Raw genomic sequence first — 16,054 nt, forward strand, 5'->3', positions numbered from 1 at the left:
TTCTGATGACATGGATGTCATGACCTCAGAACGTATGCCGGTGCTCTTCCTCAGCCACGGCGCTCCCCCGCTGGCCGACGACGCCGTCTGGCCCGACGAACTGAGCCGGTGGAGTGCCGATCTGCCCCGGCCGAAGCAGATCCTGATGGTGTCGGCGCACTGGGAGCAGGCACCGCTCGCGATCACCTCGACCGTCGGTGCGCCGCTCGTGTACGACTTCTGGGGATTCCCGCAGAAGTACTACGACGTCACGTATGACGCGCCTGCAGCACCTGATCTCGCGGACGACCTGGACAAACTGCTGAGCACGCCCGGCCAGCAGGTGCACCGCTCGCAGGAGCGCGGCCTCGATCACGGCGCCTACGTGCCGCTGGTCGAGATGTATCCCGACGCCGACATCCCGGTGCTGCAACTGTCGATGCCGACGCTGGACCCGCAGCGGCTCTACGCCCTGGGTCAGCGGCTGGCACCGTTGCGCGACTCCGGCACGCTCATCGTCGGATCCGGCTTCACCACGCACAACCTGTCGCTGATGAATCCCGCCGCGAACGGTCACGCGCCGTCACCGTCGGCGGAATTCGACCACTGGGCCGCCGAGACGATGGCCAGCGGTGACCTCGACGCGCTGATGGACTTCAGCGACAAGGCACCCGCAGCGCAGCTGGCGCACCCGCGCACCGAGCACTGGGCGCCGCTGTATGTCGCACTCGGTGCCGCGTCCGCCGACGGATCCGGATCGACGTCGGTGATCGACGGCTTCTGGCACGGGCTGTCCAAGCGCTCCTGGCAGCTGTCCGCGGCCTGAGGGACCCGTTTCGGCACGCCGACGGCCACCACGAGATGTCAGCATCCGTCGGAACCACCCACCCAACCCACCACGAGATGTCAGGATTCGTCGGAACCACCCACCCCGCCCACCACGAGATGTCAGGATTCGTCGGAACCACCCACCCCGCCCACCACGAGATGTCAGCATTCGTCGGAATAGCGCCGGACACCTACCACGAGATGTCAGCATCGGTCGGAACGACGAGAACAAACCGACCAACATCGACCTCTCGCGGAAAAACCCAACCACCATCCGTTCTCGACCTCCACGAGATGTCAGCATTCGTCGGAATGGCGCCGGACACCTACCACGAGATGTCAGCATCGGTCGGAACGACGAGAACAAACCGACCAACATCGACCTCTCGCGGAAAAGGCCAACCACCATCCGTTCTCGACCTCCACGAGATGTCAGCATTCGTCGGAACCACCCACCCCGCCCACCACGAGATGTCAGCATTCGTCGGAACCACCCACCCCGCCCACCACGAGATGTCAGCATTCGTCGGAATGGCGCCGGACACCTTCCACGAGATGTCAGCATCGGTCGGAACGACGAGAACAAACCGACCAACATCGACCTCTCGCGGCGCTGACCGACCCCTCGCGGCGCTGACCGACCCCTCGCGGTGCTGACCGACCTCTCGCGGTGCTGATCGATCGGGTCGTGCTGGTGATCGGCGGCCTACCAGTCAGCTGATCCGTCGAACCAGCAGCCTGGGGTCAGCGGATGAGCAGTCCGTCGGCAACGAGATCACGGATCGTCGGAAGCGCCTGTGTCCGAAGCCTCTCCGGCGACACGTCCAGCAACGTCGCGATCGCGTCGAGCGCCTGCGCCGTCGTCAACTCGCCGTCGCAGACCGAGACGTATGCCGCAAGTGCGGTGTCGACGCGCACCGCTCTACCCAGGCCACCACCTTGCCGGATCACGATGACGCTCGGATCCTCGGCGCCCGGTCGGCCGTTCCGCTCCTCTGTCACATCCGGCGCCACCCGGAATCGCGTCTCGAGCACACCGGCGTCGCCGACTTCGGCGAGCCAGGTGCGCGCCCGCAGCCCCGCGTCGACGGTCGGCCCCATCGGCGACTGCACCGGCCCGGTCGCCTCGGCAAAGTCGCGGAAGGGCTCGCGGTCGGTGGACGGCCGTTGCACGGTGATCACGCCGAAGCCGACACCGGCCACGTCGCGGGACTCGAAGTCGGCAAGCCACGCGGCATACATCTGCTCGAATCCTGCTGTGCCGGAACGATGCCCACCATCTCCGGCCCACAGCTCGGCATACTGCGCCGGGTCCTGCGTGTCACGCTGCACGACCCACGCGTCGAGCCCGGTGCCGGCGAACCAGCCCCCGACGACGGTGCGCCAGTCGCCACCGGCGGGCACCTCCCAGTTGGCGAGCATCTGCGCGACACCCCCCGGCTCGAGGTGATCGGGCAGTGCAGCGATCAGATCACGCACCAGTGTGTGCCCGACCGCGCCGCCGTCGCGATATTCGTAGGTCGGCACATCCGGCGTGCGCGGCGTGATCACGAAGGGCGGATTGCTGACGATCAGGTCGAACCGCTCTCCGGCCACCGGCTCGAACAGCGAGCCGCGCCGCAGATCCCACCGCACTCCGTTGATCGAGGCATTCCACGCGGCGATGTCGAGTGCCCGGGCGGAGGTGTCTGTCGCGACGACCTGCTCGGCGTGGGCGCTCAGGTGCAGCGACTGCACACCGCACCCGGTGCCCAGATCGAGTGCACGACGCACTGGCCGACGCAGGCTCCACGACGCCAATGTCCTTGATGCGCCACCGATTCCGAGCACATGACTGACCGGCAGTGGGCGGCCCGTCATACTCTCCGGCAGATCCGAGAGCACCCACCACTCGCGAGAGCCATCGGCATACGGGCGCAGGTCGTAGGCCGCGCGCACCTCATCCCCGGACGCGACCACGAGCCCGTGATCGAGCAGCCGTGCGGTGCCCCACCCGTCGAGCGCGACGTCGAGCGCAACGTCGACTGCGGCCCGATCGACGGGCAGGCCGAGGGAGAACAGCCGCACGAGTATGGCGAGCGGCGAGTCCGGGCCGGCGGTCACTCGATCCGCCGGCAACCGCTGCTCGCGCCGCAATGCGGCCGAGGCCACCGGGCCGAGCAATTCGCTGACTCCGTCCGTCGTGTAACCGGCCGCAATCAGTTGTTCGCGCAAGCTCAAGAGTTCGTCACCGGCGCGCAGATCTGGCATGTGACCCATCTTCGGGCACCAAGCCGATGCGACCAATTCAGCGAACTGCGAGTGCCTCGGTCAGCGTCGGGAACAGGCGGAAGACCTTGTCGAGGCCGGTGATCGCGAAGTTCTTCAGCAGCCGGTCGGAGGTCACGACGAGATCCAGGTCACCGCCGCCGATGCGCATCTGCTTCAGCCGACCGACGAGCACACCGAGGCCGGTGGAATCCAGAAAGGTGACCGCTGACAGGTCGAGGATCACGCGTCCGGACGGCTCGTGGATCAGCCGGTTGAGTTCGTCGCGCAGACGCGGCGCGGTCGAGACATCGATCTCTCCGGCCAGCACGAGTATGACGTCATCGCCCTCATCACGCTTGCTGATGCGAAGGTCCGCCACGTTCCTGCCCTCTCGATACCCACGGTTGGTCCGCGGATCAGTCTTTCATGAAGCTGTCAGGAGCTCACACGGCTCGTCGCGATGTCGGTCGCGCCGCCTACGCTGGTAGTCGCCATGAGCGCTGCCACCGACAGATCCCGCACCGCGGCGCGTGCCGCTTTCGACCCAGCCGTCGCGCTGTCGTCGCTGTGCGGCGCCGGCACCGGCGAACTGCTGCACGTGCGCGAACTTCCGCAGCGGGATGCGGTCACGGCCGCCTGGCCGGAGTGGGTGAATCCGCAGGTGGCAGCGGCGATCCGGGGCACCGGGGTCGGCACCTTGTGGTCGCACCAGCGGGCCGCCGCCGACCTGGCCTGGTCCGGACAGCATGTCGTGCTCAGCACCGGCACCGCGTCCGGCAAGAGTCTGGGTTACCTGTTGCCGATGCTGTCTGCGGTGGCCGACGGAGCCTCGGCCCCGACAGGCCGCGGCGCCACCGCGATCTACCTCGCTCCGACCAAGGCCCTGGCCGCCGACCAGGAGGCGCGCATCCGCTTGTATGCCGTGCCAGGGGTCCGTGCTGCGACATACGACGGGGACACCCCACCCGACGAGCGGCGCTGGATCCGCGACCATGCGTCCCTGCTGCTCACCAACCCCGACCTGCTGCACCACACGATGCTGCCCGGGCACGAGCGTTGGGCGTCCTTCTTCCGCGCGTTGCGATATGTCGTCGTCGACGAATGCCATGTCTACAAGGGCGTTTTCGGCTCGCACGTTGCGTCAGTGCTGCGACGCCTCCGGCGCATCGCCGCCAGGTATGGCGCATCGCCCACCTTCGTGCTGGCCTCCGCCACGATCGCGACCCCCGGGCTGCACTGCGAGGAGCTGACCGGCCTGCCGATCGAGGCGATCACACATGACGGATCACCAAGAGCCGCAATGACGTTCGCACTCTGGCAACCAGGCGGCAAGGCCGGTGGCGGGCAGGACTCCGCGCAGCGCAGCGCGGTCGCCGAGTCCGCTGATCTGATGGCCGCCCTCATCTCGCAGGGTGTGCAGACGCTGACCTTCGCCCGATCCCGTGTCGGCGTCGAAGTCGTCGCTGAGATGGTCCGCTCTGCCTTGCGCGAGGTGGCGCCGGGCAGCGCGAGGTCGGTCGCGGCATACCGCGGCGGCTATCTGCCGGAGGAGCGGCGTGTCCTTGAAAACGACCTGCGCACAGGCGTTTTGCGTGGCCTGGCAGCAACGTCGGCACTCGAGCTCGGCATCGATGTCAGCGGACTGGATGCCGTCATCCTCGCCGGCTGGCCGGGCACGCATGCCTCCTTGTGGCAGCAGGCCGGCAGGGCAGGGCGCAGCGGCCGGCGTTCGCTGGTGGTGCTCGTCGCCGCGGACGATCCGCTGGACACCTTCCTGGTGCACCATCCGGAGGCAATCTTCGACCGTCCGATCGAGACGGCGACGCTCGACCCGGCCAACCCGTTCGTCCTGGCGCCGCACCTGACCGCGGCCGCGCACGAGTTGCCGCTGACCGAGGCCGACAGCGACATCTTCGGCGCGACGCTGCCCGCGGTTGTCGACACCCTCGTCGCGCGTGGCCTGTTGCGACGCCGCCCGAAGGGCTGGTTCTGGGCACGCGAGGATCGCCCGACCGATCACTTCTCGCTGCGCGGCGACGGTGACGACGACATTCGCATCGTCGAGACCCGCACCGCGCGGGTGCTCGGCACGGTGGATTCGGCGCGGGCACACGCCGCGGTCCACACCGGCGCGGTCTACCTGCACCAGGGACAGTCGCATGTCGTCACTGCGCTGGATCTTGAGGCGACCAGCGCTCACGTGGTGGTCGGAGATCCCGGCTGGTCGACGGTCGCCAGGTCGGTGTCGGCCTTCGACATACAGCAGGTCGAGCACGAAAAGTCCTGGGGCGCAGCAATACTCAACTTCGGAACCATCCGGGTGCGCTCGCAGGTGACGTCATTCCTGCGGCTGTTGCCGTCAGGCGAGGTGATCGGTGAACACCCGCTGGACCTGCCGGAGCGGGCACTGCAGACGCGTGGCGTCTGGTGGACCCTGCCGGAGTCCGCGCTCGAAGCTGCCGGCCTTGACGAGGCCACCTGGCCGGGGGCCCTGCATGCAGCCGAGCATGCGTCGATCGGGATGCTCCCGTTGGTCGCGCAGTCCGACCGCTGGGATGTCGGCGGCGTGTCGACCGCGCTCCATCCGGACACCGGTATGCCGACGGTCGTCGTCTACGACGGCTATCCGGGCGGCGCCGGTTTCGCCCGGCGTGCGTATGACGAGGCCGTCACCTGGTTGATGGCCACGCGCTCGGCCGTCGCGGCATGCCCGTGCAAGGACGGGTGCCCGTCATGCGTGCAGTCGCCCAAGTGCGGCAACGGCAACAACCCCCTGGACAAGGCCGGTGCGATCGTCGTGCTTGACCTGGTGCTCGCCGAGGCCTCGTAATTCGGATGCCGCGCCCTCGCCGAACGGGCATAGTCGTGTGCCGTGAGCGATCGCGACACCCTGCTGGCGGCATACGACAACCAACTGCGCACCGACGCTGAGGTGTCAGGCGCACTCTCCGTCGAACGCCACGGCCCGTTGCTGTGGGCGCACTTCCCGCATGGCCGTGGTTTTGTCACCTACCGCACTCTCGAGGGGTGCAGCCGCACAGACCTTGCGACACTCGTGGCCGAATCCGTCGCGCACTTCGAATACGATGCAGCAACAACGACGTTCGAGTGGAAGACCCGTGGACACGATGTGGCTCCCGGCCTTGCGGAGTTGCTGATTGACGCCGGCTGCGTCGCCGAAGAACCGGAGTCGGTGATGATCGGCCGTGCCGAAACACTTGCCGTCGAGGTCCCCATTCCTGCGGAAGTCACCCTGCGCTCGGTCAGCGCGTATGACGACGTCCTGGCGATGACCACGATGCAGGGCGTCGTCTTCGGTGATCCGCCCGAACAGGCCGTGGCCATGGCCGACGCCGCGATGGATCGGCTGAGCGCCGACGCGATCCCCGGTGCCGCGATGTGGATCGCCGAAGCCGGAAGCTCGGTCATCTGCGCCGGCCGTGTCGACCCGGTCGCGGGCACGGATTTCGCCGGCATCTGGGGTGGATCCACGCTGCCGCAGTGGCGGGGGCGCGGCATCTATCGAGCGCTGACCGCACGGCGCGCACAGTCGGCGATGGCGGTCGGCAAGACGCTGATCAACTCCGACTCCACCGAATACTCCAGGCCGATCCTGGAGCGCTACGGCTTCCTGAAGGTCACCACCACGACGCCCTACGTCTGGTGCCGAACGCTCGCCTGAAGGTCAGCCGGGCCCTGCGCGGGCACGGGCTGTCGCCTCCGGCAGACCTCTCCATCCAGCGCGCACGGCCGCCACCACGATCACCTCCTGACCGGTCACCTCGCAGCCGGCCATCCGAGCGTGATTGCGGTGCGCGACTGTCCCGGCTGCCGCACAGGCACCACTCGTGCTCGCGGCTCCAGGATCAACCATCACACCGGCGGCGGCCAGGGCCGCCATATCCGCTGCGGCTCTCGCCTGGTGACTGGCCTGCACGGCCGACACCAGCGCCATCGCGCCGAACAGGAGACTGACCAACACACCCACGATGCCCACAACCAGAACCGTGGCCGAGCCCTGCTGCCGCCTCATGGAGCGCCACCGGATTCGACCGGCGAGCCGTCGTCGCCGCGCTCGACCGGAGCCGTCACCGACGACGACAACGGCCGCCCGCCGACCAGCCATCCGAACGGGCCAGGCGCCGGCGCTCGCACGGTCACGGTCACCTCGTCCGCCGACCGCTCAGCCACGACGGTGACACCGCTCGGACCGGCCCGCTCACCGACCGCTCGGACTGCAGCAGCGGAATCACCTCGCGCCGCTGCCCGTGCCGCGACGCGCGCTGAGTCCACACAGCGCACCTGGTTCACGCCGATCAGCACTGCGTTGAGCACGACGACCAGCACGAAGACGACCACCGGCAACGTGGCCGCCAACTCCGCCGTCACCATGCCGCCCTCCCGGCTGGATCCACACCGACGAGCAGGCGGCCACGTTCGCGCCATCAGCCCGCGACGCTGAGCGCCGACTCGATGATCGAGGTCAACGCCGACTTCACCGCGCCGGACTTGACCACTGCCATCAGGACTGCCGCAAATGCGACGGCTGCGAGAGTTCCGACAGCGTATTCCGCTGTCGTCATTCCAGATTCGCGGCCAGTGCGCGCCGCACTCGTTGCGCTGATCCAGCGCTGCTGCAGTCGTGCTCCGACTCGGACATACCGTTGTGACATTGCTTCCTCCTTGTGATGGATCGCCCTTGTCTGAAGGACGTTCGTTGAGGTGGCGACCGAAAGCGGCGACCACCGGCCCGGACTCGTTCCGGGTGGTTTCTCATGCGGCACCAGCCAGCAGCCCGCGGGCCAGCGTGGCGACGACGGGCACGACCGTGAGCAAGGCGAAGGCCGGCAGAAAACACAGCCCCAGCGGCAGCACCACCATCACCGACAGACGCCCGGTCGCCTCCTCAATCCGACGTTGCTCCGTGCGCCGTATGTCGGTGGCCGCGCGACGGAGCAAGGCCCCTGGCGGAACACCCGCGACTCCGGCGAGCGCGAGCGCCTGACCGGCCGGGCGCCATACGTCCGGCAGTCCATCCCACGCCCGGCTCTCGTCGACTCCCCATCGCAGCGCCGCGACCACCTGTTTGAGGTGGCGTCGCACGATCGGCCCACTCTCGGATGCGACGGCATCGACCGCCGCCACCAAGGGCACACCGCTGGTGAGCGCCAGTGCGATGAGATCCATCGCGGCTGCCGCGCTGAGCACGTCTTCGCGTTCGTCCCCGTCGCCGCCACCCTGCCCGGAGCCGTCCGTGTCGTCACCGACGAGATTGTCAGAAGGCGCGGCCTCGGCCGCCGAAGCGACATCCTGCGACCTGCGACCCAGGGCACCATCCGGGAGAAGGCCCTCCGCCGCCGACGCACCACGTCGCCCTCGGCCATCCGCCGCCTGCCGCGCCGGCCACAGAAGTGGAACGGCAGCGACAGCCGCAACGGCCAGCACCAGCGCATCGCTCATGACAGTGCCGCCGATGCGCACGCGCGACGGATCATCCGGTGCACCATCCGTCGTCCGGCGAACAGCAACAGGAGGCCACCGCCGAGCACCACGAGACCTAACCGACCGGCATACAGCTGCCAGGGCAGGACCCCGATCAACGCGGCAATGCCGACGCCGACCAGTGGCAACCCGGACAGCAATTGCATCGTCGCTCGCGGACCAGCCGTCGCGACCGCAGCGCGTCGTTCTCGATCAACCTGCTCGCGCATCAATTCTGTTGCAGCTGAGAGTGATTCGGACAATCCGCAACCTAGTTGCTCGGACAGCGCCCACGCGCGGGCGACACCGGCGAATGCGGGTACTGCGTGATCGTGGTGCAGCGCGCGCCACCGGTGGCTGAGTTCCTCACCCGCTGTGGCCGCCTCGGCCAATGCCTTCAGGTCGTCTCGCAATCGCGCATCGTTGATCGACCCGGCGGCGAGCAGCGCCGAGGTGGCAACCGCGGCCGCAGGTGCGACACCCGCCGCGATGGCCGGACCGATGCCCTCCAGCATCATGACGAGCCTGTCCACGTCGGCTGACACCGACCGGCCCGATCGACGAGCAAGAACCCAACGGATCAGCCCCGATGCCCCCACCTCCGACTCCTGCACCGCCCCCGTCGTGGCCGACCCCAGCGGCACCACCGGGTGGCGTCTGGGCCACCCGAGCACGATCACGCCGAACAGGGCCGCCAGGACCCCGCTCATCGCGGATCACCTGCGACCGACAACTCCTGCAGTCGCCGCCATCCGACGTCGGGCGTCAGGTCGCCGCCGACCCGTCGCAGTGCCGGCACCACGCGCAACGAATCACCCTGCCACTCAACGAGACCCACCTCGGCGACCACTCGCCGGCCTGCCGTCCGCCGGACATGCACCACGACCTTCACCGCGGACCCAAGTTGCGAACGCACTGCCGCCGGACTCATGCCCGCCAGTGCGCCGAGCGCCTCGAACCGCGTCACGACGTCGCCGCTGGTATTGGCGTGCAGAGTGCCGCAGCCACCCTCGTGACCGGTGTTGAGGGCGCTCAGCAACTCGCGCACCTCGGCGCCGCGCACCTCGCCGACCACCAGCCGGTCGGGTCGCATGCGAAGCGACTGGCGCACCAAGGTCGTCAACGGAATCTCGCCCTGGCCTTCGACATTCGGCGAACGCGTCTCGAGCCGGACCACGTGCGGGTGCTCGATCTGCAACTCGCGGACGTCTTCGACGACGAGGATGCGCTCGGCCGCAGGCACCTCCCCGAGCATCGCCGCGAGCAGAGTCGTCTTGCCCGAACCGGTGCCACCACTGACGACGAAGGCGACTCGTGCGCGCACCAGAGACCGCAGTGCCTGCAGACCGCACGCACCGAGAGACCCTCCCTCGGCCAACTGCTCCAACGAAGGTGGGGACTGCCGCGGCACACGAATGCTGATGTGGGCGGCGCCGTCGACCAGCGGCGGCAGGATCGCGTGCAGCCGTGCGCCACCGGGCAGCAGACCGTCGACGCACGGGCTGGTCTCGTCCAACCGTCGGCCGGCCAGCGTCGCCAGCCGGACCGCAAGGCGACGCACCGCAGCGGCGTCACCCATCTCGAGGCTGACGGGGCGCAGTCCGTCGCCCTGATCGACCCACACCCCCTGCACGCCGTTGACCAGCACATCCGTGACGTCCGGCAGGGTGAGCACCGCATCCAACGGCCCGGCACCGAAGACATCCGACTGAATCCGATCGGTCAGCCTGCGGACACTGTCCGACCCGAGCACCGCGGCATCGACTTCGGCGAGCGCGCCGACCGTGCCTGGCGTCGGTGACCGGCCGTCGCGGATCTGCTCCCACAGGGCGTCGGCAACCCTCGGGTCGGCGCTCATGCCGCGACCACCGCGTCGTCAAGCAACAGGTCACGCACCAACTCGTCACACGCGGTCGCGAAGTCACCGCGCCCGCCTCCCGGTGGCAACCCTCGGTCCAGATCCGTCTGGACGTGCCGGTCGCTCGGCAGCCGGCCGACGACAGGTATGCCGAGGGCCTCCTCGATCTCGGTGCTGTCCATCCGGCCGCTATCGCGCAGCACCAGTCCGTCGACCGGACGCGTCAGATGCCCGGCAGTGGCCCCTGCAGCGGCCAGCCCCTGCGCCGTGCCGCGGGCGACCATGACCAGGCCGTCACACAGCTGTACGACGTTGTCAGTGGCAGTTGCCCTGCCGACGTCGACCAGCAGCAGGTCGACGCACTCGCGCAGCGCCGTCGCTGCCGTTCGAAGGATCGTCGGCTCGACGGCCTGCCACAGCCGCCCGTGCGACAGCACCACCACGCCGGACTCAGTGGCCGGCAGACGTTCGGTCAACCGAGCACCGTCGAGCCGGCCGGAGGCGCCGGCCAGGTGCTCCCACCGGATCCCGGGCTCGGTCTCGATGCCGAACACGATGTCGAGGCCACCGCCATACGGGTCGGCGTCGATGGCCGCCACCCGCAGTCCGGCGGCCTGCGCCCGCGTCGCACACCCAGCGACCAAGACGCTCGAGCCGGCCCCGGTGCCGCCGCCGACGATGCCGATCACTGTGCCCATCGAAGAGTTCATGCCCTGATCCTGGCCACCGTGGAACCGCTCCCCCAGTCGCAACGTCAGTAGCTGTGGATGTCGGCCGGTGCACGGTCGGGGTGTGGATGAGGGGACCGATTCGTTCGCCGGCCGGCAACCGTATGAGCCCGCTCAGGGGTTGGCTCATACGGGCTTCGGGGACGTGAAAGACCCCCGCCCGGGGGGAGGGCGGGGGTCTTTGGCATGCACGGTCCGGGGGGAGGAGCCGGGCACACCGAGCGCTGCTACCTCAGGGGGAGCGCTTCGTGGTCAAGGATTCCGGGCGAACCCGAGCCGTGACAATAGCCCTGAGAGAATCCATAAGAAATCCTTACCAATCCCCAAGGGTCGCGCCCGGCTGGTCACCGAGCCCGACTGCGACGCCGCAACACCTCGGCGCTCCACAGGGCCGCCACAACGAAGATGGCACCCCACTCGAGGTGAGGTGCCATCGGCCGCAGCCGGTCGCCCGGTGACCAAGCGTGCATCCTGTGGTTGTCGCCTAGGCGCGAGGCCCGGAACGAGCGGTCCAAATGTGGACTGTCTCCGCGTGGGTGCCGGTGTCGGTTGCGGTGGTCGTCGGACTCCCGTCCGTCGTTCGTGTGAACAGGTCTACTCCGATCGGCGGGCAGTCACAAGACTTGAATGCCGTCCGGGCGAGGCGGACAATCCGCACTGGCCACGTCAGTCGGCGCGCACTCCGAGCCGGCCCGCCAGGACGGAATCGCAGATCCGCTGCGCCTCACCCGCGCCCGCGACCACGGCCTCGGCGCAATGGATCAGCCACAGGCGCACCCCGTCCGTCGTGCCCGTGCTGTATGCCGCAAGCGCGCCCTGGTAATCCGCGACTCCCCGCACGCCGTGCCCCGCCTCGACCACCACCGAGCCGGTCGGGTCGAGACCGGTCGCTGTGATCAGTGATCGCTCCAATGCCCTTGCCACCAGACCGTTTCCGGCGACGAACGGCCGCGCGGTGGCGATCTCGGCGTGCGCGATCGCACCGACCAGAAGCCCGGGAGCACTCGTCGACCCGGCGATGAGATCCACGACGGCGCGCATCCGGGCAGCGGCCTCCTCGGCATCCGGCGCCGTGCCCAGCACCTGAAGCTCCGCGGCGCTCTCCCCTGGACGTCGCGGCCGGGCCACGGCATCGAGATCGAGCCACTGGGCCGCAGCAGCCGTGTGCAGCCGGGCAAGGGCCTGCGCAGGCGACATACGGACCACTCCGGCCACCGACTCTGTCTCGGCGGTGACCTGCACCGCCCCACGCAACGTCTGCTCCATCGGCGCGGAGGCATCCGGCAGATCCAGCGCACCGCGCATCACGTCGCGCACGATGTCGACCGGATAGTCCGCGCCGTCGAGCGCGGCCGTCCATCGGGCACCGCGGACACGCGACTCGGCCGCGACTTCGGGGATCCGACGGCGCAGTGCGTTGTGCCAGCGCAACGCGGTGCACGCCTCGCGCGCCTGGGTCACCGCGTCCGCGACTCCGGGCAGGTCGTGCAGGGACTGCAGCGCATCGGGCATCCGGCGATTATTCATCGTCCTGCCCCGCGGCCTGCACGATCTCGTCGTTGAGCTGGGTGGTCCAGTACGAACTCTGCTTCTGCCCGGTCACGACGTTGAGCAGTTCCGCCACCCGCCAGATGATGTCGACCGCGACGGCGATGAGAAAGACGGCCAGCGGGATCTCGATGAAGATCGCGGTCAGCACCGCCATACGTACGTCGTGGCCGGTCGACGTGGTGACGTCGAACCACGCGTCCGCCAGCAGCAGTGCCCCCGATGCGAATGCGGTGAGCACCACCAGGATTCGCTGCTTCCAGGCGAAGTATGCGGTCAGCGCCAACGTGATGACCAGGATTCCGTCGAAGCCCGCCCACGTCACCTGCCAGTTGTCGGACTCGTAGTGGTGCGGCAGCGTCATACCGAGGTAGACCGCCCACGGCACGAGCACGCCGCAGCAGACCGACGCCACGACCAGTGAAATGCGGCGGCGCCGTCGCGCGCGTTGCTGCACGATCCGTCGCACGACCGAGCCGATCGCGTCATCCGCCCGCAGCCGACGTATCAGTTCCAGTCGCTCGCGCAGGGACAGCGCGGCGATCTCCTCGTCGGGCAACGGCATACGCACATTGTCGACCCGGTTGCGCTGCCGCCCGCGCTCCTCCCCCGGCACGACCCACCGGATGCGCCAGTTCGTGGTTCTCCGAACGGGTAGTTGTCCGTCGGCCGATTTAGCGATTGAGTGGAGGCAGCCGACACATGACTTTTTTTCAGGAGGTATGCCGTGGCCGATGTCCCCAGCGAGGAGACCCTTGACGCGCTGCTGAAGGAGGATCGTTCCTTCCCGCCGGATCCCGCCTTCACCGAGCAGGCGGTCGGCACGAAGGAACTCTTCGAGCAGGCCGACGCGGACCGCGAAGCGTTCTGGGCACAGCAGGCACGCGAGCGGATCTCGTGGAGCAAGGATTTCGGTCAGGTTCTCGACTGGTCCGAAGCACCGTTCGCCAAGTGGTTCGTCGGCGGCGAGCTCAATGCCGCCTACAACTGTCTGGATCGCCACGTCGAGGCCGGCAACGGCGACCGGGTGGCCTTGCATTTCGTCGGTGAGCCGGAGGGCGATTCCCGCGATTACACGTACGCCGAGTTGCTCGCCGAGGTCAAGAAGGCCGCGAACGTGCTGACCGGTCTGGGCGTCGGCAAGGGTGACCGCGTCGCGATCTACCTGCCGATGATCCCCGAGTCCGTCATGGCGATGCTGGCCTGTGCCCGCATCGGTGCCCCGCACTCGGTGGTCTTCGGCGGATTCTCTGCCGACGCCCTGCGCTCCCGCATCGCCGATGCCGAGGCCAAGGTCGTGATCACCGCCGACGGCGGCTACCGCCGCGGCAAGCCCTCGGCTCTCAAGCCCGCCGTCGACGACGCCGTCAGCGGCGAGACCACCGTGACCAACGTGCTGGTGGTGCAGCGCACCAAACAGGACGTCGACTGGCACGAGGGCCGCGACATCTGGTGGCACGAGGCGGTCGCTGCGGCGGACCCCGAAAACGAAGCAGTGCCAGTGGATTCCGAGCACCCGCTGTTCTTGCTCTACACCTCCGGCACCACCGGAAAGCCGAAGGGCATCCTGCACACGACCGGTGGCTACCTGACCCAGGTGACCTACACCAACGCCGTCGTGCACGACGTGCACCCGGAGACCGACGTCTACTGGTGCAGTGCCGATGTCGGCTGGGTGACCGGCCACAGCTACATCGTCTACGGACCTCTGTCGAACGGCGCCACCCAGGTGCTCTACGAGGGAACACCCGACACGCCGCACAAGGGCCGTTGGTGGGAGATCATCCAGGACAAGAAGGTCACGATCTTCTACACCGCTCCCACAGCGATCCGCACCTGCATGAAGTGGGGCAAGGACATCCCGGCGAAGTTCGACCTCAGTTCGCTGCGCGTGCTGGGTTCCGTCGGTGAGCCGATCAACCCGGAGGCGTGGATCTGGTATCGCGAGGTCATCGGTGCCGGCACGACGCCGATCGTCGACACCTGGTGGCAGACCGAGACCGGCGCGATCATGATCAGTGCGCTGCCCGGCGTCACTGCTCTCAAACCGGGTTCGGCCCAGGCCGCGATCCCGGGCATCAGCGTGGACGTCGTCGACGAGCAGGGCAACTCGGTCGGCAACGGCCATGGCGGCTACCTGATCGTCGACAAGCCATGGCCCTCGATGCTGCGCGGCATCTGGGGTGACCCGGAGCGCTTCAAGGAGACCTACTGGTCACGGTTCGACGGCGTCTACTTCGCCGGCGACGGCGCCAAGCGCGACGACGAGGGCAACATCTGGGTGCTCGGCCGGGTCGACGATGTCATGAACGTCAGCGGCCACCGCCTGTCGACCACCGAGATCGAGTCGGCGCTGGTGTCGCACCCGAAGGTCGCCGAGGCCGCGGTCGTCGGTGCGATGGATGCGACGACCGGTCAGGCCGTGTGCGCCTTCGTCATACTGCGCGGGGATGCGGGCGAGTCGGCCGAGGGCGAGGACTTGGTGACCGAGTTGCGCAATCACGTCGCCAAGGAGATCGGGCCGATCGCCAAGCCGCGTCAGATCATGGTCGTCGCAGAACTGCCCAAGACGCGCTCCGGCAAGATCATGCGGCGCCTGCTGCGAGACGTCGCCGAGAACCGCGAAGTCGGCGATGTGACCACTCTCGCCGACTCCTCGGTGATGGATTTGATCAAACAGGGCATGGACAAGCCCACCGCCGACTAACCTCGGTTTCACCTCTCCATCTCCTCCCCAAGGAGCGGTGCGGGCACGGTTGCTGATCGGACTTCGCGTCTGCTCGGCACCGTGCCCGTGTTTGATTTTCGGGTCCTGTCCCAACCTCCGGGCCGGTATGCCGCAGCCGCGTCATCTCAGTGCTGCACCAGCCGAAAGATCGGATGATCCGGCGCCACAGCTGCCAATTCGGCATCGGTCGACTTCGCTGTGACGCCCTCCGGGAAGAATCTGCCGACCTCCCACGCCCACCGGCGCAGGTAGTCGCGCAGCACCGGTACTGCTTCCTCACCGTGCACCTCGACCGCCCTGTATGCCGTGCGGCGCCGGCCTGTGGCCAGTTCGAGGCGCGGGTCGTGGCGCACGTTGCGCACCCACTGCGTGTGGCCTCGCGGGGCCACCAGATAGGTGACGCCGCCGACGGCCAGCGGATTCACCGGAGTGCGTCGCTCCGCGCCGGACTTGCGTCCGCGCACGATGAGCTCGCGGGCGCCGAAGACGCTGACACCGCGGCGCGAGAGGAACTGGATCACCGCGTTGGACATCCTGGTGCCACGGTCGATTTCGACACTCATTGTCAACCTCCGTCAGATCAGAGAAGCGAGAGCATTGCTCTCTGTTTCAAGTTGACCATGCCTGTCGTGCAAAAGCAAGAGCATTGCTCTC

16 protein-coding genes are annotated in these 16,054 nt (G+C 68.2%); 4 read left to right on the forward strand and 12 right to left on the reverse strand.

What is annotated here, in order from left to right; all coding sequences use genetic code 11:
* Window positions 1-19 precede the first annotated feature (19 nt).
* Window positions 20-805, forward strand: coding sequence for a dioxygenase family protein (locus BKA23_RS11530; RefSeq protein ID WP_145228733.1), 786 nt, complete (start codon window positions 20-22; stop codon window positions 803-805).
* A 746-nt stretch (window positions 806-1,551) separates the two neighbouring features.
* Here the strand turns inward: BKA23_RS11530 and BKA23_RS11535 are convergent.
* Together BKA23_RS11535 and BKA23_RS11540 are read right to left on the reverse strand one after the other, a co-directional pair.
* A complete protein-coding gene (locus BKA23_RS11535) occupies window positions 1,552-3,057 on the reverse strand; it encodes a N5-glutamine methyltransferase family protein (RefSeq protein WP_246104625.1) in 1,506 nt (501 codons plus the stop codon).
* A 37-nt stretch (window positions 3,058-3,094) separates the two neighbouring features.
* Complete coding sequence (locus BKA23_RS11540; RefSeq protein WP_145228735.1) at window positions 3,095-3,436, reverse strand: STAS domain-containing protein; 342 nt, start codon at window positions 3,434-3,436, stop codon at window positions 3,095-3,097.
* A 114-nt stretch (window positions 3,437-3,550) separates the two neighbouring features.
* Between BKA23_RS11540 and BKA23_RS11545 the strand changes: the two genes are divergently transcribed.
* Both BKA23_RS11545 and BKA23_RS11550 read left to right on the forward strand, forming a co-directional pair.
* Window positions 3,551-5,887 carry a DEAD/DEAH box helicase gene (locus tag BKA23_RS11545; RefSeq protein ID WP_246104626.1) on the forward strand — a complete coding sequence of 779 codons (2,337 nt, stop codon included), beginning with the start codon at window positions 3,551-3,553 and terminating at the stop codon, window positions 5,885-5,887.
* Window positions 5,888-5,929: 42 nt separating this feature from the next.
* Window positions 5,930-6,739, forward strand: coding sequence for a GNAT family N-acetyltransferase (locus BKA23_RS11550; protein ID WP_145228737.1), 810 nt, complete (start codon window positions 5,930-5,932; stop codon window positions 6,737-6,739).
* Between the two features lie 3 nt (window positions 6,740-6,742).
* Here BKA23_RS11550 and BKA23_RS11555 read toward each other — a convergent pair whose 3' ends face one another.
* The 9 genes from BKA23_RS11555 to BKA23_RS11600 form a co-directional block, all read right to left on the reverse strand.
* Window positions 6,743-7,090, reverse strand: coding sequence for an Rv3654c family TadE-like protein (locus BKA23_RS11555; RefSeq protein WP_170226492.1), 348 nt, complete (start codon window positions 7,088-7,090; stop codon window positions 6,743-6,745).
* Window positions 7,087-7,449 (reverse strand): TadE family type IV pilus minor pilin, encoded by a 363-nt coding sequence (locus BKA23_RS11560; RefSeq protein WP_246104627.1) that lies wholly within the window; start codon window positions 7,447-7,449, stop codon window positions 7,087-7,089. Before BKA23_RS11560 ends, BKA23_RS11555 begins: the two co-directional genes overlap by 4 nt.
* A 53-nt stretch (window positions 7,450-7,502) precedes the next feature.
* Window positions 7,503-7,730, reverse strand: a complete 228-nt coding sequence (locus BKA23_RS11565; protein ID WP_145228740.1) for a DUF4244 domain-containing protein — start codon at window positions 7,728-7,730, stop codon at window positions 7,503-7,505.
* 100 nt (window positions 7,731-7,830) lie between these two features.
* The gene (locus BKA23_RS11570; protein ID WP_145228741.1) at window positions 7,831-8,517 is read right to left on the reverse strand and encodes a type II secretion system F family protein; all 687 of its coding nucleotides are present in this window, start codon (window positions 8,515-8,517) and stop codon (window positions 7,831-7,833) included.
* Window positions 8,514-9,248: a type II secretion system F family protein gene (locus BKA23_RS11580; RefSeq protein ID WP_145228742.1), complete on the reverse strand. Its 735-nt coding sequence runs from the start codon at window positions 9,246-9,248 to the stop codon at window positions 8,514-8,516. The genes BKA23_RS11570 and BKA23_RS11580 overlap by 4 nt, the downstream gene beginning before the upstream one ends.
* Window positions 9,245-10,396, reverse strand: coding sequence for a TadA family conjugal transfer-associated ATPase (locus tag BKA23_RS11585; RefSeq protein WP_145228743.1), 1,152 nt, complete (start codon window positions 10,394-10,396; stop codon window positions 9,245-9,247). Before BKA23_RS11585 ends, BKA23_RS11580 begins: the two co-directional genes overlap by 4 nt.
* The gene (ssd, locus tag BKA23_RS11590) at window positions 10,393-11,106 is read right to left on the reverse strand and encodes a septum site-determining protein Ssd (protein WP_145228744.1); all 714 of its coding nucleotides are present in this window, start codon (window positions 11,104-11,106) and stop codon (window positions 10,393-10,395) included. The genes BKA23_RS11585 and ssd overlap by 4 nt, the downstream gene beginning before the upstream one ends.
* 684 nt (window positions 11,107-11,790) lie before the next feature.
* Window positions 11,791-12,636, reverse strand: coding sequence for a Fic family protein (locus BKA23_RS11595; protein ID WP_246104628.1), 846 nt, complete (start codon window positions 12,634-12,636; stop codon window positions 11,791-11,793).
* A 7-nt stretch (window positions 12,637-12,643) separates the two neighbouring features.
* Entirely contained in the window at window positions 12,644-13,237 is a 594-nt protein-coding gene (locus BKA23_RS11600) for a hypothetical protein (protein ID WP_145228746.1), read from the reverse strand.
* 162 nt (window positions 13,238-13,399) lie between these two features.
* Here BKA23_RS11600 and acs point away from each other — a divergent pair, with 162 nt between their 5' ends.
* Complete coding sequence (gene acs / locus BKA23_RS11605; protein WP_145228747.1) at window positions 13,400-15,379, forward strand: acetate--CoA ligase; 1,980 nt, start codon at window positions 13,400-13,402, stop codon at window positions 15,377-15,379.
* Window positions 15,380-15,525: 146 nt separating this feature from the next.
* On the opposite strand, the gene BKA23_RS11610 is transcribed toward acs, so the two are convergent.
* Window positions 15,526-15,963: a nitroreductase/quinone reductase family protein gene (locus BKA23_RS11610; RefSeq protein ID WP_145228748.1), complete on the reverse strand. Its 438-nt coding sequence runs from the start codon at window positions 15,961-15,963 to the stop codon at window positions 15,526-15,528.
* Between the last annotated feature and the right edge of the window lie 91 nt (window positions 15,964-16,054).

This window comes from Rudaeicoccus suwonensis (assembly GCF_007829035.1).
GTDB lineage: Bacteria > Actinomycetota > Actinomycetes > Actinomycetales > Dermatophilaceae > Rudaeicoccus > Rudaeicoccus suwonensis.

Bases quoted from the DNA above. Each gene is read 5' to 3' on its own strand.
- BKA23_RS11545 (WP_246104626.1), top strand. From the start codon at position 3,551: ATGAGCGCTGCCACCGACAGATCCCGCACCGCGGCGCGTGCCGCTTTC.
- BKA23_RS11595 (WP_246104628.1), bottom strand. From the start codon at position 12,636: ATGCCCGATGCGCTGCAGTCCCTGCACGACCTGCCCGGAGTCGCGGAC.
- BKA23_RS11585 (WP_145228743.1), bottom strand. From the start codon at position 10,396: ATGAGCGCCGACCCGAGGGTTGCCGACGCCCTGTGGGAGCAGATCCGC.
- BKA23_RS11600 (WP_145228746.1), bottom strand. From the start codon at position 13,237: ATGCCGTTGCCCGACGAGGAGATCGCCGCGCTGTCCCTGCGCGAGCGA.
- BKA23_RS11530 (WP_145228733.1), top strand. From the start codon at position 20: ATGACCTCAGAACGTATGCCGGTGCTCTTCCTCAGCCACGGCGCTCCC.
- BKA23_RS11610 (WP_145228748.1), bottom strand. From the start codon at position 15,963: ATGAGTGTCGAAATCGACCGTGGCACCAGGATGTCCAACGCGGTGATC.
- BKA23_RS11560 (WP_246104627.1), bottom strand. From the start codon at position 7,449: ATGGTGACGGCGGAGTTGGCGGCCACGTTGCCGGTGGTCGTCTTCGTG.
- ssd (WP_145228744.1), bottom strand. From the start codon at position 11,106: ATGAACTCTTCGATGGGCACAGTGATCGGCATCGTCGGCGGCGGCACC.
- BKA23_RS11535 (WP_246104625.1), bottom strand. From the start codon at position 3,057: ATGCCAGATCTGCGCGCCGGTGACGAACTCTTGAGCTTGCGCGAACAA.
- BKA23_RS11555 (WP_170226492.1), bottom strand. From the start codon at position 7,090: ATGAGGCGGCAGCAGGGCTCGGCCACGGTTCTGGTTGTGGGCATCGTG.
- BKA23_RS11580 (WP_145228742.1), bottom strand. From the start codon at position 9,248: ATGAGCGGGGTCCTGGCGGCCCTGTTCGGCGTGATCGTGCTCGGGTGG.
- BKA23_RS11570 (WP_145228741.1), bottom strand. From the start codon at position 8,517: ATGAGCGATGCGCTGGTGCTGGCCGTTGCGGCTGTCGCTGCCGTTCCA.
- BKA23_RS11565 (WP_145228740.1), bottom strand. From the start codon at position 7,730: ATGTCACAACGGTATGTCCGAGTCGGAGCACGACTGCAGCAGCGCTGG.